General features: G+C 63.9%; 15 protein-coding genes. 13 read left to right on the top strand and 2 right to left on the bottom strand.

From position 1 onward, the window contains the following. The 6 genes from ON23_RS13790 to ON23_RS13755 all read left to right on the top strand — a co-directional run. The coding region (locus ON23_RS13790) for an MFS transporter (protein WP_039778574.1) at positions 1-399 on the top strand (399 nt) is incomplete at its 5' end. Positions 400-807: 408 nt separating this feature from the next. Beyond that, on the top strand, positions 808-1,602 hold the full coding sequence (locus ON23_RS13785) for an SDR family NAD(P)-dependent oxidoreductase (protein ID WP_039778573.1): 795 nt from the start codon (positions 808-810) through the stop codon (positions 1,600-1,602). Between the two features lie 384 nt (positions 1,603-1,986). Beyond that, positions 1,987-2,403: a VOC family protein gene (locus ON23_RS13775; RefSeq protein WP_039778572.1), complete on the top strand. Its 417-nt coding sequence runs from the start codon at positions 1,987-1,989 to the stop codon at positions 2,401-2,403. Between the two features lie 84 nt (positions 2,404-2,487). Next, positions 2,488-3,537 (top strand): hypothetical protein, encoded by a 1,050-nt coding sequence (locus tag ON23_RS13770; protein ID WP_223273920.1) that lies wholly within the window; start codon positions 2,488-2,490, stop codon positions 3,535-3,537. Positions 3,538-3,854: 317 nt separating this feature from the next. Continuing rightward, positions 3,855-4,301 carry a MaoC family dehydratase gene (locus ON23_RS13765; RefSeq protein WP_245555944.1) on the top strand — a complete coding sequence of 149 codons (447 nt, stop codon included), beginning with the start codon at positions 3,855-3,857 and terminating at the stop codon, positions 4,299-4,301. A 250-nt stretch (positions 4,302-4,551) separates the two neighbouring features. Beyond that, positions 4,552-5,343, top strand: coding sequence for an SDR family oxidoreductase (locus ON23_RS13755; RefSeq protein ID WP_039778595.1), 792 nt, complete (start codon positions 4,552-4,554; stop codon positions 5,341-5,343). A gap of 155 nt (positions 5,344-5,498) precedes the next feature. On the opposite strand, the gene ON23_RS37905 is transcribed toward ON23_RS13755, so the two are convergent. Beyond that, positions 5,499-6,035 (bottom strand): thioesterase family protein, encoded by a 537-nt coding sequence (locus ON23_RS37905; RefSeq protein ID WP_051042669.1) that lies wholly within the window; start codon positions 6,033-6,035, stop codon positions 5,499-5,501. Between the two features lie 442 nt (positions 6,036-6,477). Here ON23_RS37905 and ON23_RS13745 point away from each other — a divergent pair, with 442 nt between their 5' ends. Continuing rightward, the gene (locus ON23_RS13745; protein WP_039778569.1) at positions 6,478-7,950 is read left to right on the top strand and encodes an FAD-dependent oxidoreductase; all 1,473 of its coding nucleotides are present in this window, start codon (positions 6,478-6,480) and stop codon (positions 7,948-7,950) included. A gap of 64 nt (positions 7,951-8,014) precedes the next feature. On the opposite strand, the gene ON23_RS13740 is transcribed toward ON23_RS13745, so the two are convergent. Continuing rightward, positions 8,015-8,629 (bottom strand): TetR/AcrR family transcriptional regulator, encoded by a 615-nt coding sequence (locus ON23_RS13740; RefSeq protein WP_039778568.1) that lies wholly within the window; start codon positions 8,627-8,629, stop codon positions 8,015-8,017. A 205-nt stretch (positions 8,630-8,834) separates the two neighbouring features. Between ON23_RS13740 and ON23_RS13735 the strand changes: the two genes are divergently transcribed. From ON23_RS13735 to ON23_RS13710, 6 genes are all read left to right on the top strand, one after another. Continuing rightward, on the top strand, positions 8,835-9,635 hold the full coding sequence (locus ON23_RS13735) for an IclR family transcriptional regulator (RefSeq protein ID WP_223273921.1): 801 nt from the start codon (positions 8,835-8,837) through the stop codon (positions 9,633-9,635). A gap of 103 nt (positions 9,636-9,738) precedes the next feature. Beyond that, positions 9,739-10,953, top strand: a complete 1,215-nt coding sequence (locus ON23_RS13730; RefSeq protein ID WP_083903937.1) for a 3-ketosteroid-9-alpha-monooxygenase, oxygenase component — start codon at positions 9,739-9,741, stop codon at positions 10,951-10,953. A gap of 8 nt (positions 10,954-10,961) precedes the next feature. Beyond that, positions 10,962-13,328 carry a CaiB/BaiF CoA-transferase family protein gene (locus ON23_RS13725; protein ID WP_051042668.1) on the top strand — a complete coding sequence of 789 codons (2,367 nt, stop codon included), beginning with the start codon at positions 10,962-10,964 and terminating at the stop codon, positions 13,326-13,328. Positions 13,329-13,375: 47 nt separating this feature from the next. Next, positions 13,376-14,542, top strand: a complete 1,167-nt coding sequence (locus ON23_RS13720; protein WP_039778566.1) for a thiolase family protein — start codon at positions 13,376-13,378, stop codon at positions 14,540-14,542. Continuing rightward, positions 14,539-14,976, top strand: coding sequence for a Zn-ribbon domain-containing OB-fold protein (locus ON23_RS13715; RefSeq protein WP_039778565.1), 438 nt, complete (start codon positions 14,539-14,541; stop codon positions 14,974-14,976). The genes ON23_RS13720 and ON23_RS13715 overlap by 4 nt, the downstream gene beginning before the upstream one ends. Then, positions 14,966-16,435: a class I adenylate-forming enzyme family protein gene (locus ON23_RS13710; RefSeq protein WP_039778563.1), complete on the top strand. Its 1,470-nt coding sequence runs from the start codon at positions 14,966-14,968 to the stop codon at positions 16,433-16,435. The genes ON23_RS13715 and ON23_RS13710 overlap by 11 nt, the downstream gene beginning before the upstream one ends. Positions 16,436-16,498: the final 63 nt, after the last annotated feature.

Here is a 16,498-nt window from a genome sequence, read left to right as displayed (position 1 = left end):
GTTTTCGCGGCTGCCGGATACGCGCTCATCGCGCACTATCACCATTCACCGAAACAACTGGCAGTGGTCGGGGTGGTCGCCGCGATCGGCACCGGCATCGCGGCGGCGCTGGGGCCGGTGATGATCATCGAGGCGGTGCGACCGCACGAACAGGCGCTGGCCAACGGCATGCAGGGCATGATGCAAGGCATCGTCACCACCGTGGTGACTCAGGTGTTGTTCGTGGTGATGGCCCGTGGTGGTGTGGTCATGCAGGGCACGCAGTTCTATCGCGAGTCCGGTTTCGTTCATGCCTATTACGTGGTCGTCGGGCTCGCCGTGGTATCACTGCTCGCGGTCGCGCTGATTCCACGGATCAGACATCTCGACGAGGCCGAGGTCGGGCAAGCGGCGCTGTGACGCCGGCGGCGGGTGCCCTGCGGTTCGGCCGCCGGGCACCCGCTCCTCCAATCGTCGGAGCTGGAAGCCCCATACTCTGCGGCGCTCCACCAACTACGTTGTCCAGCAGGAGGTTCGGGCAGAGCGCCGCAGTGGGCGGGGGTCCGTGCAGGCTACGAATGATTACCGCACCGCTGAGTGGGAAGTGGCCGAGCAGAAGTGGCTGCGGAACCTAATCTTGGGCTCCGGACCGACCGGGATGCGAACCGAACAGGGCCTGATACGAGTCGGAGCACCTCAGGGGCGTGTAGCAACCATGCGGCCCGGGCAGCGACTTCTCGTCGTCCGGCGCAGCACCCGCACAGTGATGCGACACGAGCGTGGCGGCAAACGCGAAGCCCGCCTCTTGTCGGCGACAAGGAGGAACAGGTGGACACCGAGAAATACGGGCCGTGGGCTGTCATCGCCGGTGGATCCGAAGGAGTCGGTGCGGAATTCGCCGCTCAACTCGCGGAGCAGGGCCTGAACCTGGTGCTCCTGGCGCGCAAGGAAGCTCCCCTGGAGGCGACCGCTGAGAAGTGCCGCGCCTATGGCGTCACGGTGCGCACGCTGTCGGTCGACCTGCTCTCCGCGGATGCGTTCGAACGCATCCGGCAGGTCACCGACGACCTGGTTGTCGGACTGTTCATCTACAACGCGGGCGCCAATACCTACGGCCACGAATTCGTCACCGGTGACCTCGATCGCTTCCAGGCCGTCATCGATCTGAATATCACCGCCCAGCTGAAACTGGTGCAGCACTTCGGTGCTCTCATGCGCGAGCGGCGCCGCGGTGGAATCCTGTTGGCGGGCTCGCTCAGCGGCTTCCTCGGATCGGCACAGATCAGCATCTATTCAGCGGTCAAGGCGTTCTGTCGGATCTTCGCCGAAGGCTTGTGGCTCGAGATGCAGGATTACAACGTCGATGTTCTCGAGTTGGTGTTGGGGCTCACCCGGACCCCGGCAATGGCGCGGGCGGGGCTCAGGATGGACGCCCCCGGCCTGCTGATCTCCGAACCTCGAGACGTGGCAGCGCAGGGCCTGGCGAATCTGGCCAACGGTCCCGTCATGGTGGTCAAGGAGTGGGAGGCGGCAGCGGAGAAGAACAGTGGCCCCAACCGCGCGGAGCTGCTGATGGAGTCCCGCGAGTCGGCGAAGAAGCTGCTTCCGCCCCCGGCCGAGTAATTGCGACGCGATCCTCCCCGAACCGGAAGGACACAGACGGGCTCGTCGCCCGATCGCCGGAATTCGAGTGCCCTCCCGCTGGGCGGGAAGGCGCACGGCAGCGTGGCCTGCAAGCTGGTTGTCTACGGCGTCGATGAAATCAGGAGAACAGCATGGCGACTTCGGGTAACCACCGAGACCGCTGACAACGCAGTGACCAGCGAACCGATCGATGTGATGACATTCGATGAACAGGCCCGCATCTCGAGTATGCGCGCCTGCTGGGCTCCCGAGGACGTGCGGTTCCGATAAGGGCCGATCACTCTTCCGCTGAGCGGGAACTTCGCTCAGCGCCTTCGCAATACGCCGGTAACGTCCGCTGGGGGAACAGATTCGGGAGGTCGCATGGTTGCAGAGGCAGCAGTTTTCCGTTTCAGCAAGATTCTCGTCGAGAACACCGAAGCGCAGTTCGGCTTCTATTCATCGGTACTCGGAATGATGGAGAAGTATCGCGTCCGCACCGGTGAGGGAGACGACTCTCTCGAAGAGATCATCATGACGTCGGCGCACGGTGGCGATCCCGCGCTGGTGCTTCTTCACTATCTGAATCGCCCTGCACCCAGTCCGGGAGAAGCGGTACTGGGCTTCAATGTGGACGATGTCGAGGCAGTGGTCCGCGCCGCGGAAAAGGCCGGAGGTACCGTGGCCGTCCCGCCGAAGGAAATGCCCGAATTCGGCATCGTGGTCGCGTTCGTCGAGGACCTCGAAGGACATCGCCTCGAACTGGTCCAGCGTCTGCCGGTCGCAGCAGAACCGGCCTGAGACCGCCCGTAGACCCTGCGAGCCTGCCGTTGGTTCGCATTCGCCGCGCCGGCCGATGGGCAGCGACACATGGAAGGAACTTCGATGGGCACGTCGACACAGCAGCATCCGATGACACCGGTCGCGCCGCCGAGCCTGATCAACGATCTGTACACTCCCGTCGAGGTCGATGCCTTGTTCGGCTTCATCCGTCGCGGTGCCCCCTGGCAGCTGGTACTTGCCCAGCATTTCTCCTCGACCGAGGAATACCTGGCGATTTCGGGGGCCAAGGACCGCAATCCTCATGCGCGCCTGGCCGACTTCACGGCGCCGGTCTTCCGCGGCTATCTGGCCAAGGAAGGCATTGTGATGGACGAATCGATCCATGACATCTACTTCAGCCGGAAGCTGCTCGATCCCGTCAAGCACATGCACGGTGCCCGTTATGGATTCGCGCATCACATGCTGTTCAACACGGGAGGACCGTCCCACAGTTTCGATGCCGGGCACTTCGACGGGCGCAGCTGGCGCGGTCGCGGGCTGATCAATACGCCGGTGTGGCTGATGGGTGTCATGGCGAAGTCGGGCCTGTTCGATTCGTGGGAAGTCAAAACCGGTCAGGTCATCACCTACTTCTACGACTCCGATATCGACGGTGGATTCACGTACTGGCCGGAAGGGCCGGATCGCGCACCGTCCCGATTCCGGGCACCGTTCCGGAACACCGCGATCCTCACCGATAATTCGCGCATGTATCACCGGCGTGAGGGGAACGGACCGCGCGATCGTCGCGACGTTCCAGGGCTCGAGATGCACTCCCTGCTGCATCGCGAGAACGACGAATGGGTGATCCGCAACGGTGACACGGAGATCGCTCGTTACGGAGATGAGCAGTCCCGCACGCTGTTCCACTACACAGCGTTGGTTTTCGACGATGCGGCCGAGGTGAACCGGTACCTCGACCACACCGACGATCTGTCCCTGGAGACCGTGTTCGACATGCTGCTTGCCGATCTGCGGGCCCGTGGGATCGCCCACAACGAGCCGACGGACCCGCTCACCGACCCGGCGTTCATCGCGCTGCTCACCGATACATACGCGATGGCACCGCAGGAGTATCCGGCCGAGGCGCCGCTCGACATCCCTGTCTCCTAGCCGTGAGCGCGGTACCCCCGGACGGCGCGGCAACTGCACCCGACACCGGGCTATCGCGTCCTGTCGCGATATCCGGCCTGCGCGGAACGAGCATCGAGCTGGCGGATCAGCGAGACTCGCGGAATGGAACTCGCTGTGCCCGAAGCTGATACGGATATCGCCGCTCGCAACACTGTGCTGTGGCGGCCGCTCGATCGGCGACTCCGCAGCTCGCCTGAGAGTCGAATGATGGACAAGAAGGAAGGTTGCCGATGAGTATCGTCCCGAAGACGTCCGCCCCGGCGGTGGCACCACAGAAGCCCGATTCAGGACCGCTGGTGGTCGACGGCCCGGAAGGCTTGCGCGGTGCGGTCGGCGCCGTACTCGGGCCTACGGATTGGATCCTGATCGATCAGCAGCGCATCGATGGCTTCGCCGATGTGACAGGCGATCACCAGTGGATTCACGTGGACGTCGAACGCGCGAAAGACTCACCGTTCGGGTCGACGATCGCGCACGGCTATCTCACGCTGGCGCTGTGCAATCTGTTTCTGCCGCAACTGATCAGCGTGCAGAACGTGTCCATGGGCGTGAACTACGGCGCCGACCGCGTACGGTTTCCGGCTCCGGTGCCGGCGGGGTCGCGCGTACGCGGTAGCGGCGAAATCCTGGCGTGCACTGATGTACCAGGAGGCGTCCAGTCCACTATTCGAGTGACTGTGGAGATCGAAGGATCAGCGAAGCCGGCGTGCGTGGTCGACAAACTGAGCAGGTGGATCGTATGACGATGCGTTGCGCGACCGGTGACCGCGCGGGTGTGGTTCCGATCGGCGAACCTCCTCGGACCATCGAATCGGCTGTTCGGTGTGGTCACCTCGGCGAATCGGCGAAGTCTCCGAATCCTGCGCTGTGCGCCGGCGGTTCCAAAACTTCCACCCAGTGGAATGTCTCGCGGCTCCGGCGGTCGCGCTGGGCCTAGGCTTCGCGCCGATTTCCGTATTCGACACGCTGCACGCAATACAGGAGGTGGCGGAAATGATCGTCGATCGTTTTCGGCTTGATGGACAGGTCGCCGTGGTGACCGGTGCGGGTCGCGGTCTGGGGGCCGCGACGGCGGTTGGCTTCGCCGAGGCGGGCGCCGATGTCGTGATCGCGTCCCGTACCGACAGCGAGCTGCAGGTCGTTGCCGATCGGGTCGCACGGGCAGGGCGGCGCGCGTATGCCGTGGCGGCCGATTTGTCCGACCCGGAGACGAACGCGGCATTGGCAGGCGCCGCGATCGAACAGTTCGGCCGCTTGGACATCGTGGTCAACAATGTCGGTGGAGCAATGCCGAAACCTTTGCTGGACACGGCGGTCGGCGACCTGGAAGAGGCCTTCCGGTTCAATGTGTCCAATGCACATGCCTTGGTGGCTGCGGCGGTGCCGAGGATCCTCGAGACCGCGGGTGGCGGTTCGATTATCAATGTGACGTCCACTATGGGGCGACTGCCCGGCCGCGCATTTGCCGCCTACGGCAGCGTCAAGGCGGCGCTGGCTCACTACACGCGCCTGGCGGCGATGGACCTGTGCCCGCGGATCAGGGTCAATGCCATTGCGCCAGGCTCGATCCTGACCTCGGCTCTGGATGCGGTGGCCGCCGACGAGCACGTACGCGAGAGCCTGGAACGGGCGACACCGCTGCGGCGGCTCGGTGACCCGGTCGATATCGCGGCTACTGCGCTTTTTCTCGCCTCATCCGCGGGTTCGTTTTTCACCGGCAAGGTGCTCGAGCCCGACGGTGGCTTGATTGCTCCCAACCTGGAAATCCCGGTTCCGGACCTGTGAGAAATCGCCCTTCGACCGGAACCGCATGCGCAACATAAGCCCATCACTGTGCCGGACCGTGTTCCGGTTCACGCCCCGTCGACGATCTGATTTCCCGCCAGATGAAGGGCGTGCTCCGACTGAGCGTAATCTGCCGTGACGGAATTCGTGCCGGGTCAGATGCGGCCGGGTGCCGCGTCCCGTGCGCTCGGGCCGCACACCCGGCGGCCGATGCCTGCGGGCAGCCCGCCGGAGATCTGGGTGTGGGAAAACCGGTTGAGGTACTCCCGTTGTTCGGGCGGCATCGGGCAGGTGCGCCGGGACGCGAGGTCGAAATGCAGGTCCAATTGCTCACTCACCGCAGCCCGGCGGCCGTCGGTGATGCTGAACACCTCATGCAGCACGTGGAGGCGTTTGTCGTCGACGCCGAGCAGCCACGAACGGACCTCGAGGTCGTCGCCGCGGCGCATCTCGTGCTCGAACCCGAGGGTCGACTGGACAACGACCTTCCCGAGCCCCGTTCGCTCGGTGTAGTCCGCGCCCATGCCGATGAGCGTGCTGAACCGCTCCTGCCCCTGGTAGACGACGATGCCGTAGTACATCGCATTCATATGGTCGTTGAAGTCGATCCAGGAGTCCTCGACCCGGCATCGGTAGGACGTGACAGGCCCCTGCGGCACCTGGCCGAGCGGTAGTGCGTCTGGCGAAATCATGACCCTCTTCCGGATTCGGTCCGACGCAGTGGTTCGGAGCCGCACTGTAATCCGCCGGGCAGGTGGGAACGGCCAGGCTTCCGTTGAATGGGACGTGGACCGAGCGGCCCCGTCGCATACGAACGCCACGGGATTTCTTCTCGCTGACCGGGATACTCGGCCTTCCTCGGATTCGTCGCAGACGATACTGGCCGCGATCGAGTTGCTGAAGACAGGAGCGGGTGACTCACTGCGCGTGTTCGTGCTAACCCGGCCGAAGTCCGATCGGCGTTCCGCGTGCTCGTACCGGACCGTCATCCCCTTGTGGCGCGGGCGCCCTGCGGCCATCGACAACTGCCCAGTTGACGGGCTGCACGAGATTCCTCGGCGTTGCCGATCAGCGGCGAGTTCGTCGTCGTGACACGCGGAATGCATCGCCGGCCTCAATGAAGAGGAGAGAACAATGTCGGACGTCGGGAGTGTTCGCCCCGAGCACGCTGCTGCGATTGCCGAATGGGATTACGAGGCCGACGTGGTCGTCGTCGGATACGGCGTTGCGGGTGCGAGTGCGGCGATCGAGGCAGCGCGCGCCGGTGCGGATGTCTTGGTGCTGGAGCGCACCGGTGGCTGGGGTGGTGCGGCGGCGCTCTCGGGTGGATTCATCTATCTCGGCGGAGGCACTGCGTTGCAGAAGGCTCTCGGCTTCGAGGACACTCCCGAGAATATGGAGAAGTACATGACGGCCGCGCTCGGGCCGGGTGTCGACGAGGCGAAGATCCATGATTACTGCCAAGGCAGCGTCGAGCACTTCGATTGGCTTGTCGCCCAAGGCGTCCCTTTCAAAGAGGAGTTCTGGGGCGAACCGGGCTGGGAGCCGCCTGCCGATCAGGGTCTGATGTACTCCGGCGGTGAGAACGCCGCACCGTACAACACCATCGCTACCCCGGCACCGCGTGGACACCTCCCACAGATGGCGGACAAGCACACCGGGGAAAAAGGCGGCGGCTACATGCTCATGAAGCCGCTCACCGACATGGCCGAGTCTTTGGGAGTGCGCGCCGAATACGATCTGCGGCTGCAGCGATTGATCGTCGACGAGGCTGGCGGGGTCGTCGGCGTGGTCGCCAAACGCTACGGGAAGCTGGTGCACGTCCGTGCGCGCAAGGGTGTCGTGCTGGCCACCGGTAGCTTCGCGTACAACCAGGACATGATCGAGGCATACACCCCGCTGCTGATCAACAGGCCCGCAGCTGCCATCGAAGAGCACGATGGCATCGGTATCCGCGTCGCTCAGGCGCTCGGCGCCCAGCTGGCCCACATGGACGCCATCGAGGTTGCCATTTTCGCCGATCCTCAGGTGATGGTTCGCGGAATCCTCGTCAATGGGCGTGGCCAGCGCTACATCCCCGAGGACTCGTACCCGAGCCATATCGGGCAGGCGACCCTGATCCGCCAGAGCAATGAGGCGTTCCTGATCATCGATGAGTCCGCTCTGGAGGAAGCCCAGAACACGGTCTCTTCAGCGGCCGCGATGCGGAGCCAGCCGCCCACCTGGGTAGCGGATTCCGTCGAGGAGCTGGAATCCGACATCGGATTTCCCGCGGGGGTGCTGCAGGCAACCGTGGAGGTCTACAACCGCCATGCCAAGGACGGCGCCGACCCGCTGCTCGGCAAGAAGCCCGAGTGGGTCAAGCCGATCGGAACGCCGCTGGCGGCTTACGACCTGCGCAACCGCACCGGTGGTTTCACCCTCGGCGGGCTGAAGACCGACCTCGACTCCCGCGTGCTTCATGTCTCCGGTGACCCCATCCCGGGTCTGTTCGCTGCCGGGCGGTGCACCTCCGGCATCTGCGCCGGCGGCTATGCCAGCGGTGCTTCACTCGGCGACGGGAGCTTCTTCGGACGCCGCGCAGGGCGCGCAGCTGCCAAGTCCTGACTGTGCAGCAACGGCGATATGTGACTACTTCGGTGGGCGAGGCGATTGCCCGCCCACCCGAGTCCTAGTGCAGAGATGTTGCAATGGGGCGCAGGCTGCCCAGCACCAACGCGAAACCTCGGCGATGATTGGCCTCTAGTTGGAGCAGGCTCCCGTCCTCGATCCAGTGCAGGTACGCCTGCCGGCTTGCGTGGGTGATCAACTGCGCGGGCAACATTCGTAGGAAGTGATCCTGTTCCAGTTCGTAACGGCTGGAAAGGAATTCAGTGATCGGTCCATAGAGCTGGTCACCGAGCTCAAGCCAGCGGAGACGGTACTGCTGGTTCTTCACGAGTAGTTCCACGAACTTGCGGTCGAATTCCAGCAGTTGTCTCCGGTGGATCTCTGTCGTGAAAGCTGAGACCAGTGTCTCCAGAGGGTCGGCAGTTGCCGGTGCAGATTCCAGTACCTCTGCCGTTACGGAGCCGTAGCGCCGCAAAAGAGGGAGGATGACGTCCTCCTTCACCGGAAAGTGCCGGTGAAAGGTTCGGGGCGCAATGCCGACGATCTCGCAGATACGTTCCACCGTTGCGGAAGTGTCGCCGTCGGTGATGAACAGGTCGCGAGCAGTCAAGGCGATCTTCAAACGGAGCTCTTCAGCGCGGCGTTCGGTCAAGGTGGGTCTGGCCGGTTTCGTCAAGGCATGGCTCCTCGTTATCTCCGTTCACCTTTCACGTTATCGCTACCAGCGGCGATGCCGTATACCGGTCGGCCCGTCCGATGGAACATCACGATACGTGCTGTGACCTGCTTTACATCTGCCGCGGCTTGTGCCTACACTCACAACTGTCAGTATCTGACGAGTAGTCAGTATATGACATTCGTCGGCGGTTGGAGGTATGCACGTGACGACGACTCTGGAGGCTCCCACCGCGATGATCGATCGAGTGGCGTCTGTCCTGGAAGCTTTTGTGGAAGAGCGCCCGCTCACGCTGGCAGAGGTCGCCCGCCGATCGGGTCTGCCACGGTCGTCGACCCATCGCATCTTGCAGCGTCTCGTCGAACTGGCCTGGGTAGAACGCGAGGGGTACGAATATGTGCTCGGCATCCGCATGTTCGAGTTCGGATCCCGCGTGAGACGGCAGCGCAGCGTGCACGAGGCCGCTCTGCCGGTCATGACCGACCTACATCGTCGCTCCGGCATGACCGTCTATCTGAGCACGATCGACGGAGCTGAAGTAATACACCTCGAGCGTGTGGGGTTGGGTCCGCGCGGCGGAGGACAGTGGGGAATAGGTGGTCGGCAGGCCGTCGAGACCGCCGCGCCAGGACATGCCCTCCTGGCGGTAATGCCGCGCCCGGCATGGCCGGAACTGCGATTCGCAGACGCGCCCACGTGCTACAGCGTCAAGTCCAGGTTGCAACTCGATCGAGAGCTGCAGCGGACCCGAGACCGCGGTGGTATTGCAGTCGACTCGCAGGGAAATACGCTCGGCGTGACGGTCGTCGCGGCACCGATCCGTTCCGCAGACCAGCACGCGCGCTTGGCGGTGTCCGTCTGCGGGCCGACGCACACGATGCGAACGACCTCGGCCGTGAATGCCGTGCGCAGCGCTGCGATGGAGATCTGGTACGCCGCGATGGGCGTGCCGCGCTCGCGTAATCGCTTGCAGCAGATGGACCGATTGCCTGTGGGTTTCCGCTGAGCGGAAGCTCGGCTTTCACGAGGGGGGATTACTTCCGAGGATGAACGATCAGTGGCCGGTGTGCGACCGCGATCGATGCTCGGTGAACACATTTGGAGGACTGATGGTGTTGAAGGACGCGGATGCGGTCCGGCTGATCGAAGCGGGCGCGCCGCCCACGCGGTACGCGCGTGGATGGCATTGCCTGGGCCTCGCCGACAACTTCCGGGACGGCGTGCCCCACGCGGTTCAGGCGTTCGGGACGAAACTCGTCGTTTTCGCCGACACGACTGGCGCGCTTCACGTTCTCAACGGCTACTGCCCGCACATGGGGGGTGATCTCACCATGGGGACCGTTGAGGGCGACGCCGTGGCATGTCCTTTCCATGATTGGCGCTGGGCCGGCTCGGGTCGGTGTGCGGGGATCCCGTACGCGCGTCGGGTGCCGCCCTTGGCGCGGACCAAAGCATGGCCCGTTCTCGAGGAGAACAGACAACTTTTCGTCTGGAATGACCCTGAGGGGAACCCGCCTCCTGACGAGGTGACGATTCCACGCATCGAGGCGGCGTTCTCCGACGAGTGGACCGATTGGACTTGGAACTCCGTGGTCATCGAGGGCTCCAATTGCCGGGAAATTGTCGACAACGTAGTGGACATGGCCCACTTCTTCTACGTTCACTACTCGTTTCCCACATTCTTCAAGAATGTTCTCGAAGGCCACACTGCGACTCAGTACATGCGGTCACGCGGACGCGACGACGTCGTGTTGGGCAGCAATTACACCAAGGCTTCCGCCGACGAGAGAGAGCACACCGGCCGCTCGGACGCGACCTACTTCGGCCCTTCCTACATGATCGACTGGCTGTACGGCAGCACCGACGGGGAGATCACGTCCGAAACTGTGTTGATCAACTGCCACTACCCGGTCTCTCCGACAAGTTTCGTGCTGCAGTGGGGCGTGATTGTCAAAAAGCAGCCCGGCCATTCCGACGAAGACGCTCAGAAGATCGCCGAAATCACGGCGAAAGGCGTCGAGGTCGGGTTCCTGCAGGATGTCGAAATTTGGAAGAACAAGGCGCGCATCGACAATCCGCTGCTGTGCGAGGAAGACGGGCCTGTGTACCAGCTACGTCGGTGGTACGAGCAGTTCTACGTGGATGTCGAGGACGTCACGCCGGAAATGACCAATCGGTTCGAGTTCGAACTGGATACCGAACGCGCGGTCGATTACTGGAAGCGAGAGGTCTCCGAGAACCTCGGCCGACAGGGCGGCGTGCCGGTAAACCCGGCACTGCATCGACCGGGTACGCCCGCCGCGTCCGCGGCGCCGTCGAAGTAGCGGAGACCGTGGTGCAATCAGATTCAACCTTGGTGCAAGACTTCCGCGTACTCGATCTGACCAGCGGAATCGCCGGGCCCTATGCCACGAAGCTGCTTGTCGACGCAGGCGCTGACGTCGTGAAGGTGGAACCTCCCGGCGGGGACGAGTATCGGCGTTGGACTGCATCGGATGCGGACCTCGGCGGAACTGATGGCGCCATGTTCCGCTATCTCAACGCGGGCAAACGGTCTGTGGTGGCGACTCCCGGCATCGCGGACCTGCGCGCGTTGCTCGCGGGCGCAGACTTGCTGATCGAATCGGATGCGGACGACGAGTTGCTCTCCGCGATCCGATCGGAATTCCCTGCGCTGGATGTCGTGTCGATCTCACCCTTCGGGCGAAGTGGCCCATGGCGAGGTCGATCGTGGACCGAGTTCACACTCCAGGCGCAGGCAGGTGGCCTCGGCGGCCGGGTGTATCCCGGCCGCGCCCCGGTCCATGCGGGCGGGCGTCTGGGGGAGTGGATCACCGGCAGCTTTGCCGGCGCGGCAGCACTGGTCTTGCGAACCGCAAGCCGGCGACGGAAACAGCGCGGCAACCACCTCGACTTGTCGATGCTCGAATGCATATGCCTCGCAATGTCGATGTACGGCTCGTTGAGCCGAAGCTTGGCAGGCGGACGTCCCGCGCCTCTGACAACGGAGATTCCCTCGATCGAGCGCAGTGCCGACGGATGGGTCGGTTTCTGCACGATCACGGGGCAGCAATTCCAGGATTTTCTCTTGATGATCGATCGCGCCGATCTCCTGGACGACCCGACGATCGTCGATATGAAGCAGCGGCAGACTCGGTACGAGGAATTTCAGAAGATCATCGAGGAATGGACCACGACAATGCCGACCTCGGTGATCGAGGAGATCGCCAGCGCAATGCGCATCCCGGTCGCGCCCGTAGGCCGCCCCGATACGGTTGCTGAGAACGACCATTTCGCCGCTCGCGGTGTATTCGTCGAAAACCCGGCCGGATTCAGGCAGCCTCGCAGGCCCTATCTCGTCGACGGGGTCGCGGCAGCCGCGCCGAAACCAGCGCCGGAATTGGGAGCCGACACCGGTCGGATCGAGTGGGAACCACGGATCCGTGAGGTTGCCACACCCGATGGGCTGCCGTTGGACGGCCTGCGCGTGATCGACCTCACCGGGTTCTGGGCGGGCCCGATGGCGACACAGATCTTGGCTGCTTTCGGCGCCGACGTAATCAAGATCGAGTCGACTCAGCGCCCCGACGGGATGCGTTTCACCTCCAGTAAGCCGCCGACCTTCGACGGATGGTGGGAATGGGGGGCCTACTTTCAGGGTGCCAACGCCGGAAAGCGCGGTATCACACTCGATCTGACTCGTCCGCAAGGGCGAGACGCCTTGCTGGCGTTGGTTGCTGAAGCTGACGTCCTGATCGAGAACTTTTCTCCCCGAGTTCTCGACAACTTCGGTCTCGACTGGGAAATGCTGAGCGCAGCCAACCCGCGACTCACCATGGTCCGTATGCCGGCGTTCGGTTTGGACGGGCCGTGGCGCGACCGGACAGGTTTCGCGCAGACAATGGAGCAGGCGACGGGCCTGTCATGGATGACGGGCTATCCCGACGCGGCGCCGATGGTGTTGAAGGGGCCGTGCGACCCCATCGCCGGTCTACATGCGCTGGTTGCCGCGCTCGCGGCGCTGGAACGCGCAGACAGCCGAGATCGTGGCGCGTTCGTCGAAGTGCCGATGGTCGAGAGCGCCTTGAATGTCGCGGCCGAAGTCGTGATCGAGTACGGCGCATACGGCGCGGAGTTGATGCGTGCAGGCAACCGCGGCCCCGTCGCTGCGCCCCAGAACGTCTACCGATGCGGTGATGGGGATCAGGAACAATGGCTCGCGATCGCTGTGCAAACCGACGAGCAGTGGTCGGCCATGCGCACAGTGCTCGGCAACCCCGATTGGGCACGGGCACCGGAATTGGCGGACGGTCGTGGTCGGCGCCGTGCGCACGACGAGATCGACGCGCATCTGGCGGCGTTCTGCGCGGGGCGAGACGCCGATGAGCTGGCGGAAACACTTGCGGCCCAAGGTGTTCCGGCCGCGCCTGTGGTATTGCCGGCAGATTCGATCGAGAACCCGCAATTCGCTGCTCGGAGCTTCGCGGAGTTGCTCGACCATCCGCTCGTCGGGACGCACCGCGTTCCCGGGATGCCTTTTCGGTTGGAAGCTCGGACGAGGCCTTGGCTGACCAGACCGGCACCCACGCTCGGGCAACACAACAACGAGGTGCTTCGCGAGATCGCGGGGCTCGACCCGGACCGAATCGCTGAACTTCGCGCATCGGGCGTGATCGGCGAACGTCCGGACAACCTGTGAGGACACCCAACCATGACGGACAATCAATCAGCGAAGACCGAGAAGCAGTGAGCGCTCATCCATTTCGGGACGTGGCGATCGTAGCCACCTACAACACACCTCAGGCCCGGGTGTTGGAAGGCCACACTGCGTTCTCGATTACCCTCGCCGCCGCCCGCGGAGTGCTTGCCGAATCGGGGGTTGCCGCTGCCGAGGTCGATGCGGTGTTCAGCAAGCACGCCCCGGAACTGATTTACGCGCTGGGCATCGGCCCGGCCTGGAATTCGAACTCGAAGGGCGGAATCGCCGGCGTGCTGCAGGCGGCGAGCCTGGTGGCAACGGGCCTGGCGAAGACCGTGCTGCTGGCCGACGGTGAGGCCGGGATCTACACCGAACGGGCCGCGACCGCTCCCTGGACGCGACCTTCGAACGAGTTCGTCGCTCCGTTCGGTCTGTATACGGCAGCCGAATTCGCTTTGATCGCTCGTCGGCACATGGATCGGTACGGTACGTCCGCCGAGCAGATGGCCGAGGTGGCGACCACGATTCGGAACAATGGACACGTCAACCCCGAGGCCGTCTATTACGGAAGGGGACCGTTCCAACCGTCCGATGTGCTCGCCTCACGGATGATTGCCGAGCCATTCCACCTCCTGGACTGTGCGATGACATCCGAGGGCGGGTGCGCACTTCTGATCACGACGGTGGAGCGCGCGGCTGATCTGGCCGGCAGCCCGGTCTACATTCTGGGCGGCGGCCTGGACACCCTCGGGCCGGCCTATCGGCATGCGCCGATCTGGGACCTGACCGGCAGCGGCTCCGACATTCCCAACGGGTACGTCGGGAGAAGAGCCGCGCGCCAGGCATTTGCGATGGCTGGGTTGTCTCCGTCGGATGTGGACGTCTGCGAGTTGTACGACCCCTTCTCCTTCGAAGTTATTCGACAGTTCGAGGCATTCGAATTCTGTGGAGACGGTGAAGGTGGGGATTTCGTCATGGATGGGCGGATCCGCCACGACGGCCAGTACCCGATCACCACCGACGGGGGCCTGATGTCCTACAGCCACGGAGGAGGCGTTGTTCAACTCAGCCAGCGCGTAGCCCGCGGCGTTCAGCAGCTACAGAAACAGTGTCCCACCCGCCAAATTCCCGGCGCTCAGGTAGCGCTGTGCAGTAACGGTGGCGCCGGCGCACTGTTCACCGACGTCGTGTTGTTGGGGAGTGAGCGACCGTGACGATACTTCAACCGCAGCGCGGGGGAATCCCACGGCCGGATCCGACGCCGGTCTCGCGCCCGTTCTGGGATGGCTGTGTCGTCGGAGAACTGCGCTACCAGCGCTGCCGAACCTGTGGGCATGCCGAGTTCGATCCGGCGTGGATTTGTCGCGTCTGCGGGGGTGACGACCTCGACTGGCAGCTCAGCTGCGGAACCGGCGAGGTGTACAGCTACACCGTGGTCCGGCGACCCCAGACACCCGAATTCGACTCCCCGTATGTCGTGGTGATCGTGTCCTTCGACGAGGGCTTTTCGATGCTGACCAATGTGATCGGCTGCGACCTCGGGGATGTGCATGTCGGCATGCGTGTTCGAGTCTGCTTCCACGACATCGGCGAGGGCGTCCATCTGCCGTACGTCGAACCGGTGGTGAAAGGAAATCATGGGAATTGAATTGATCCTGGACATGGCTGCCGGGGCGGCCGGAGACCGGGTGGCGCTCGGGCGTCGCGACACTGGTCTCACTTACGCCGATCTCGCCCGGGCGGCCGATGGGGGAGCGGCGTTGCTGCGGAAGTCCGGTGCCCGCAGCGTCGCCTATGTGGGATTGAACGGCCCAGTGCTACCGGCACTCATTTTCGCGGCCGCGCGAGCCGGTATTCCGCTGACACCACTGAACTACCGACTTTCCGGAGTCCAGCTCGGCGAACTGCTGGCGGAGCTGGACCATCCGTTCGTCGTAGCCGACCACGCGTATGCGGCGGTCGTGCCCGCGGACGCCTTGTCGGAGGACTGGCTGGACCGAGCCCTCCAGACCGAACCAACGGAGCAGATTCCGGTCGACGACGAAAATCCCGCGGTGGTGTTGTTCACCAGCGGGACGACATCGAAGCCGAAGGGAGTGGTTCTCCGGCACGCACACCTGCTCAGTTATGTGCTCGAGACCGTGGAATTCGGTGCTGCCGAAGGCTCCGACGCCGTCCTGGTCAGTGTGCCTCCGTACCACATCGCCGGCGTCGGTTCGGTGTTGAGCAATCTGTACGCCGGACGACGGATGACCTACCTCCCCGACTTCAATCCCGGCGCATGGTTGCATCTGGTCCGCGAGGATCAGGTGACTCACGCGATGGTCGTGCCGACGATGCTCGCCCGTATCGTGGCGGAACTCGATGGCGCACAAGCAGATACGCCGAGTCTGCGGTCGATGGCCTACGGTGGTGCGCGCATGCCGCAAACAGTGTTGAGGGCCGCGTTGAAAGCCTTCCCGAACACGGATTTCGTCAACGCCTACGGACTCACCGAGACAAGCTCGACCATTGCGGTGCTCGGCCCGGAGGATCATCGAGCCGCCCTGCAGGGAGACCCGATCGCACTGGAGCGCCTCGGCTCGGTGGGGCGCATGGTTCCAGGCGTCGAATGCCAGGTTCGAGATGAGGCGGGAGAGCCGCTGCCGCGCAACACGACTGGTGAGATTTGGGTGCGGGGAGGTCAGGTTTCCGGGGAATACCAGGGTGTCGGCTCCGTGCTCGACAGCGATGGCTGGTTTCCCACCCGCGACCGGGGGCGCCTGGACGAGGACAACTACTTGTTCGTCGAGGGGCGTGCGGACGACACCATCATCCGAGGTGGCGAGAATATCGCCCCGGCCGAAGTCGAGGATGTGCTACTCGAGCATCCGGCTGTCGACCAGGTCGCCGTCCTGGGTGCACCGGATGAAGAGTGGGGCGAACGGATTGTCGCGGTGGTCGTGCCGGTCGCGGGCAGTGATCCCGATCCTGAGGATCTGCGTGCCTTTGTGCGGGCCCGTGTGCGGTCTTCGCGGACCCCTGACGATGTCGTGTTCCGTACCGAACTGCCTTACACCGCCACGGGCAAACTGCTGCGGCGCGAACTTGCCCGCCACCTGAGCTGAACGAGAGTGCTCCGACATGACAACGAATCACGCTGAGGAACTGTTCGGACTCACGGGTGCGGT

It is taken from the genome of Nocardia cerradoensis NBRC 101014, assembly GCF_000308535.1.
GTDB lineage: Bacteria > Actinomycetota > Actinomycetes > Mycobacteriales > Mycobacteriaceae > Nocardia > Nocardia cerradoensis.
Note: the sequence above shows the minus strand (reverse complement) of the source record. Positions and strands in the feature narration are given on the sequence as shown.

Excerpts from the sequence above, each read along its gene's own strand:
- ON23_RS13775 (WP_039778572.1), top strand. The coding sequence starts at position 1,987 with ATGGTTGCAGAGGCAGCAGTTTTCCGTTTCAGCAAGATTCTCGTCGAG.
- ON23_RS13770 (WP_223273920.1), top strand. The coding sequence starts at position 2,488 with ATGGGCACGTCGACACAGCAGCATCCGATGACACCGGTCGCGCCGCCG.
- ON23_RS13755 (WP_039778595.1), top strand. The coding sequence starts at position 4,552 with ATGATCGTCGATCGTTTTCGGCTTGATGGACAGGTCGCCGTGGTGACC.
- ON23_RS37905 (WP_051042669.1), bottom strand. The coding sequence starts at position 6,035 with ATGATTTCGCCAGACGCACTACCGCTCGGCCAGGTGCCGCAGGGGCCT.
- ON23_RS13745 (WP_039778569.1), top strand. The coding sequence starts at position 6,478 with ATGTCGGACGTCGGGAGTGTTCGCCCCGAGCACGCTGCTGCGATTGCC.
- ON23_RS13730 (WP_083903937.1), top strand. The coding sequence starts at position 9,739 with ATGGTGTTGAAGGACGCGGATGCGGTCCGGCTGATCGAAGCGGGCGCG.
- ON23_RS13710 (WP_039778563.1), top strand. The coding sequence starts at position 14,966 with ATGGGAATTGAATTGATCCTGGACATGGCTGCCGGGGCGGCCGGAGAC.